This is a genomic window from Flavobacterium sp. (assembly GCF_035760125.1).
Taxonomy (GTDB): Bacteria; Bacteroidota; Bacteroidia; order Flavobacteriales; family Flavobacteriaceae; genus Flavobacterium.
The window spans coordinates 1-6436 of sequence record NZ_DASTTN010000135.1 but is presented as its reverse complement, the minus strand read 5'-3'; the positions used below and the strand labels follow the sequence as shown (position 1 = coordinate 6436).

The 6436-nt window shown below is 34.2% G+C and carries 6 protein-coding genes; 1 reads left to right on the top strand and 5 read right to left on the bottom strand.

The window, feature by feature from the left end; genetic code table 11:
- Nucleotides 1–63: 63 nt before the first annotated feature.
- Entirely contained in the window at nucleotides 64–1014 is a 951-nt protein-coding gene (locus tag VFS71_RS05450; RefSeq protein ID WP_326399842.1) for a 3',5'-cyclic-nucleotide phosphodiesterase, read from the bottom strand.
- 321 nt (nucleotides 1015–1335) lie between these two features.
- On the opposite strand from VFS71_RS05450, the gene VFS71_RS05445 reads away from it, so the two are divergent.
- The gene (locus tag VFS71_RS05445) at nucleotides 1336–2889 is read left to right on the top strand and encodes an aldehyde dehydrogenase family protein (protein ID WP_326399840.1); all 1554 of its coding nucleotides are present in this window, start codon (nucleotides 1336–1338) and stop codon (nucleotides 2887–2889) included.
- Between the two features lie 62 nt (nucleotides 2890–2951).
- On the opposite strand, the gene VFS71_RS05440 is transcribed toward VFS71_RS05445, so the two are convergent.
- From VFS71_RS05440 to VFS71_RS05425, 4 genes are all read right to left on the bottom strand, one after another.
- A complete protein-coding gene (locus VFS71_RS05440) occupies nucleotides 2952–3476 on the bottom strand; it encodes a DUF6646 family protein (RefSeq protein WP_326399838.1) in 525 nt (174 codons plus the stop codon).
- A gap of 38 nt (nucleotides 3477–3514) precedes the next feature.
- Nucleotides 3515–4246, bottom strand: coding sequence for a metallophosphoesterase family protein (locus tag VFS71_RS05435; protein ID WP_326399837.1), 732 nt, complete (start codon nucleotides 4244–4246; stop codon nucleotides 3515–3517).
- A 401-nt stretch (nucleotides 4247–4647) separates the two neighbouring features.
- Nucleotides 4648–5787, bottom strand: a complete 1140-nt coding sequence (locus VFS71_RS05430; protein ID WP_326399836.1) for an ATP-binding protein — start codon at nucleotides 5785–5787, stop codon at nucleotides 4648–4650.
- Between the two features lie 75 nt (nucleotides 5788–5862).
- Nucleotides 5863–6436, bottom strand: a 574-nt coding sequence (locus VFS71_RS05425) for an aldo/keto reductase (RefSeq protein ID WP_326399834.1), incomplete at its 5' end; no start/stop codon positions are given.

Sequence of the window (6436 nt, the reverse complement as noted above, 5' to 3'; positions counted from 1 at the left end):
CGAAATTGGTTTTAGTGACCACTTTCCAGTTTATGTTTATTTGATAAAAGAGAAAAAGTGAAGCTACAATTCAAAACGCTTTCCTTGTTCGGGGAATATGAGTTGTACACCTAAATCATTTTGTTTTTGCAATTGTTCTTTAATTTTTACAATGTTTTGACTTGGCGGTTTCAAGTGTGTAATGATAATTTTGAAGTTTTTCAAAGTTCCTTTTCCTACCAATTCTTCCAGCTTATGAAGTTCTTTCATTAAATGGTTGGGTGTTAAATGTCCAAATAATAAATTATCAAGTTGTTCATTTGGAAATGAAACTTCTATAAAAATCCCTTTTAATTGTTTGCTTTTAATTAAAGGAGTGATTGTTTTCCATAATTCACTTAGATCATTGCTTTTTTCAACTGAATCAGGGCCAGTATCACCCAAATACAAAATTGCATTATTCCCATTTTGGATTAAAAAAGCAGTACTTTCAAAAGGATTCACATGACTTAGCGGAAATGCTTTTACAGTCATTGTAGTATTATTGATTTTGGTTTCTTCTCCAATAACAAGAGTTTGGAAGTGATATTTTTTCAATTGAAAGCCAGGTCCTTCATCACCAAAATTTGCCCAAGTCTCTCCGTTGAAATAATGTTTTTCCATCATCTCCATGCATTTATTTGTTGCATAAACTGTTTTGGAAGAATCAGCAGGAGAGTTTATAATTAAGCCCGAAACGTGGTCCAAATGCGCGTGGGAAATGCAATATCCTTTGATATATTTTCGCAGTACTTCAGAAGGTGAAACGTTGAAGACTTTATTGGCTATGGCTTTTTCAATTCCAGCATTCAAGGTTCCAGCATCGAGACAGATATAATCGTGAGTATTTATTGGAGCTACTAAATAGGCCGAAAGATTTTTTTCGTCGATTCCACCTTTTGCACCCAACGGAACAACATCGAAAGCCGCTTTTTGAGCAAATAATGGAAGGGATATTAAAAACAAACCAATAAGAGAACGGTGAATAAATGTCATATTCGAAGGATATTATTTTAATATTTTATTTTAGTTTATAAAATTACTTCTTCTTTTTTTTTAAGGAAAGTCTTTTTTGCATAAAATTAGTCAACATAAGTAAAAACCTACCGACTAAAATTGATTTGTGGTCAAATAATGGTACTATATTAACTTTAACTTTGTATGAGTTATCGATTGTTTAATTATTGGTTTTTTCTACTCTAAAAGGGGGGCTTAATTGGCTTTATAAATTTTTTATATCCAGTTTATTGTATAATTTCGTGATTAAATAATATCTTTACAGAAAAAAATATAACAATTTTTAATAAAAAAGTTACAATGATAACAATTGCAGAACAATTTGGAATGAAAGAGGCATTAGCACAATTGGGTGTAAAAACCATAAATGAAGGAAGTTCGACAGGGATTAATCATTTTTCAAATGGAGCAATCCTAGAAAGTTTTTCGCCAGTAGATGGCAAATTAATTGCTTCTGTAAAAATGAGTACACCAGCAGATTACGAAAAAGTAATGCAAACTGCTACCGAAGCTTTCAAAACATTTCGATTGATGCCAGCACCACAACGTGGAGAAATTGTGCGTCAGTTTGGAGAGAAGCTGCGTCAAAATAAAGAAGCTTTAGGTAAATTGGTTTCTTATGAAATGGGTAAATCATTGCAAGAGGGATATGGTGAAGTACAAGAGATGATTGATATCTGTGATTTTGCAGTAGGATTATCACGTCAATTGCACGGATTAACGATGCACTCTGAGCGTCCAGGACATAGAATGTATGAGCAATACCATTCATTGGGAATTGTGGGAATCATTTCGGCTTTCAATTTTCCAGTAGCTGTTTGGGCTTGGAATACAGCATTGGCTTGGATTTGCGGTGATGTTTGCGTTTGGAAACCATCAGAGAAAACACCATTGTGCGGGATTGCATGTCAAAATATTATTGCTGAGGTAATTAGAGAAAACAACCTTCCAGAAGGAATTTCTTGTTTGATTAATGGAGATTATACAATAGGTCAATTAATGACTGCCGATAAACGTGTACCTTTGATTTCGGCTACAGGATCTACTCGTATGGGTAAAATTGTGGCACAAGATGTTGCAGGTCGTTTGGGTAGATCATTATTGGAATTAGGTGGTAACAATGCAATTATTGTAACTCCAGATGCCGATATTAAAATGACAGTTATCGGAGCTGTTTTTGGAGCAGTAGGGACTGCAGGACAAAGATGTACATCTACCCGTCGTTTGATTATTCACGAAAGTATTTATGATAAAGTGAAAGATGCTGTAGTATCTGCTTACGGACAATTGAGAATTGGAAATCCATTGGACGAGAAAAATCACGTTGGACCGTTAATTGACAAACAAGCAGTTGAAATGTATGCAAGTGCTTTAACTAAAGTTGTTGCCGAAGGAGGAAAAATTCTTGTTGAAGGAGGAGTGCTTTCTGGAGAAGGTTACGAAAGTGGTTGTTATGTAAAACCTGCTATTGCCGAAGCGCAAAATTCGTTTGAAATTGTACAACACGAAACTTTTGCTCCAGTTTTATATTTGATCAAATATTCTGGAACTGTTGAGAATGCAATCGATGTTCAAAATGGTGTTGTTCAAGGATTATCTTCAGCGATTATGACCAACAATTTACGTGAAGCAGAACACTTTTTATCTGTTGTAGGATCTGATTGTGGAATTGCCAATGTGAATATAGGAACTTCTGGAGCTGAAATCGGTGGTGCTTTTGGAGGAGAAAAAGAAACTGGTGGAGGTAGAGAATCTGGTTCTGATGCTTGGAAAGTTTACATGCGTCGTCAAACTAATACAATCAATTATACTACAAGTTTGCCTTTGGCACAAGGAATCAAATTTGATTTGTAGTTAATTTTAAGGCATAAAAAAAGTGGCTTGTTTTGGTAAACAAGCCACTTTTTATTTGTGATTTAGTCTAAATTAAACGAAGCGCCTAAACTAAAGGTAACTTGATTGTTTAAATGATCAAATACTTCGTTATCATCGCTGTATTTTGCAATTGGGAAGCCAAGTTCAGTAAAAACACCAAAGCCATCAGTAAAAAAGTAACGGCCGCCTAGGTGACCTCCAAAATTGTGCAATCCTAAGCTCAAACCTGGATAGATATCTAATTGTTCTACACCAATTACACTGCTTAAATTAGCATTAATTCTAAATTTTGCATCAAAACGATCTTGAAATTCTGGTTTTACGCTAACATAAGTGTTTTCGCCATAGATGCCTGAAAATTCATCTACTCCCAATAAATAAGAAGCTACAAATCCATAAGAGAAATTTTCACCAAGACCAAAATCAGCAGATGCTTGAATCCCAGAACCTCCGTCTTGAAAGTTTGCACCCACATTAAATTTAGCGTCGCCTTTTCCCTTAAAAGCCTGTTGTGCATTTGTTAAAGCAAAAGAAGCCAAAAACAAAAGTGTTATAATCTTTTTCATAAATAAAATAAGTAATAAATTTTCGGCAAATATAGTATTTAGATTTTATTTCGCCCTTTTTCATTGGGATATAAACTAGGCAGGGGTTCGCTTTGCCAAAATTCTTTAGTGTCAACATCTAAGATAGTCAAAGGACCTTTGAAGGCTGCGCTGGTGTCAATATTCCAGATATTGGCTTTTTGGACAGGAGTTGTTTTTCCTATGCGCGAGACAGGAGTATGACCAATATAAATTTCTTTGTACAGCGTAAATCGTTTGGGATAAAGCGAATGGTCTGGTTTTATATTCGGATCCAATGACAAAGCGGTTTCCCAAAGTGTTCGATCCCAATAAAACAATTTAGGAAAGTACTCGAAATTGACTCCATTCATATTGGTGAAACCCGCATGAATAAACATTCGATTTTGTTCGTCCAAGTAATAATCTTTTAAGGACTCCAAGAATTTTATATGCTTTTTTTTGGTTTCGCCGTCTACATTTAGGTAAGCCAAAACAGTAGCTTCTCCACCATGTTGGTACCATTGTTCATTGTCTTTGCTGTCCTTGAGCCATTCTCTTAGTAATTCATCATGATTGCCGCGAATGCAGATAACATCATGAGTTGTTTTCAGTTGTATCAAAAAATCAATGACTTGTGGAGATTGACTCCAACCATCTACATAATCTCCTAGGAAAATTAGTTTGTCTTTTGGACTTACGTTAGCCCTTTCAAAAATTTGATGCAAAGCTCTCAAACCACCATGTATATCACCAATAACTAATGTTCTCATTTATTCTCTATTTCTTCTTTTACAAAAATAAGGGAAAAGAAGTGTTGATTTGACGTTTTTTTGAAAGAGATGTTAGAAGTATCTTAATTAAAACGGTTTTAAGTTTTTATTAAGAATAAAACCGTCAAATTGCTATTTATATCCGTTGAATTCCAAGTTGATGCCGAATGATGGTATTGTATTTTTAATTACTTTTGAGTTTCAAAAAAATCATTGTTTTTGGTGATTGTATGCTGTAAGGAAATATTATAATTTTACTTAAAATTTTTAAAATGAATGCACTTCTCACTATATTGCTTTTAATGACCAATTTTATTTGTCAAGTTATTATTGATGTGGTTGCTTGGGTAGCAGGTTTGTTTAGCTAATTAAAGCAGATCAAATTGCAATAAGAAACTTCCTTATTGTACATCATATTTCATTTTCCTTAGAATTCGTAATGCTTCTTTAAACGAAAGATAGACCTGTGTAAAGGGTTTCAATAGCGTTTTGGCATCAATCAGTTTTTGTTTGGCATCTTCAAAGCCATTCAGATAACAAATCATAAAAGTGGAAGGCAAATGATCCAAATCTTTTCTTTCCCGCTCTGATAATTTGATGTTTTTTTCAAGTTTATTCAGGAGAGCCATATTCGAATTATAAATATGGTACAACATTTTTCTATTGTATTCGGGTGGTTCAAAAAGTATTTTTCGATCAATTTTATAATACCCATTATCGTGAAAATGGATTTTTTGTTCTTCTAGAGGATAATAACTGGTTCTGTCATTCAAGCCCAAAGGAACGTATTCAATAATTGTAAAGCTATCGTCATCATAGGTGATTTCAACTACATCTTGAGCCGAATAGAATAATTTAATTTGTTCATTAATCAGTTCAATATCAACTCTTGACAGAAAGGTTTTGTTTCTGGACTTTTTGGCAATTCCGGCCCAGCAAATAACAAACAACTCTTTGAAAACTTTATATTTTGGTGCCATATCTCTGTGGCGATAATTCATAAAATCAATCACCCCGTCAAGAGTGTATTCGATGCTATTTCTTGAATTATTTTCGATGCCAATTACTGTTTCCGTATTTTGGAAATTTTTCTCGAATTTACCTTCAATAGGCATCGTATTACTGCCTCGACGAATGAAAATACTGCTGGGGGGAATTGTGTGGATGCCTTTTTTGAAAGAGGAGATTTTGCTATTGGGTTTTATAGTTACGAGTCCAATTACTTTGTCTTTTGGCAAATTAGGGAAAGGGACATTTTCGTATTGAATTTTGGGCGGATTTTCAAGAAAAGCATTTACTAAATTCTGAATTCTGCTGTCATCAAAAAAATCGTCTCCTACAATTTGATTGTTCTCATCTTCAACCCCAACAACTATATAAGAATTATTGGTTGGATTTGAATTTGATAATGCACAAATGTGTTTCAAAAATTTAGCCTTTCCTTCTCTGGAATGCAAATTCAGCTGTCGCTTTTTATCATAAAAACTGCACTCATCATTGTGAGCCAATAGGTTTTTGATAAGAAGACGCTTGTTTATCATTTTTTCTAAATTTGCAATCTAAAATCATTATTTGCTTCCTAGCTTTTGTGAACTGGCGAAGCAATATTCAATAGTCTAAGCAACGTCATTTCCAGTACTCGCAGTCCAAAGTGAGAACCAATCCTGTAACTCCATTTCAATAGTGGTGGCTTGCATTAAATGAGATAGTCTGTTTTTGTCTGAAGTGCCACAAACGGGTAAAATACCTGCAGGATGTTTCAGTATCCAGGCCAATAAAATAATATCATTGGAGACATCATATTTGGATGCTAATTCATTTGCAACTTTCTGAATACGTATTGATTGCTCATCATCTTTTTTAAAAACGGTTCCAAGGGGTGACCAGCACATAGGGGTAATTCGGTTGGTTTGCATGTGATCCAAACTTCCATCAATCATTGGTTCCAAATGGGTAACAGAAAACTCAATTTGGTTATAGTTTATTTTGGTTTTTGTCTCAATTAAATTGCTTTGACTTGGTGTAAAATTAGAAACGCCAAAATCCAAAATCTTTCCTTCAATTTTTAACTTTTCAACCGCTTCTGCAATTTCAACCGCTTGCATTAATGGACTTGGTCGATGCAACAGTAAAAGATCCAAATAATCAGTTTTTAAATGCTGCAAAGACTGTTCTGCAGAGGCTATAATG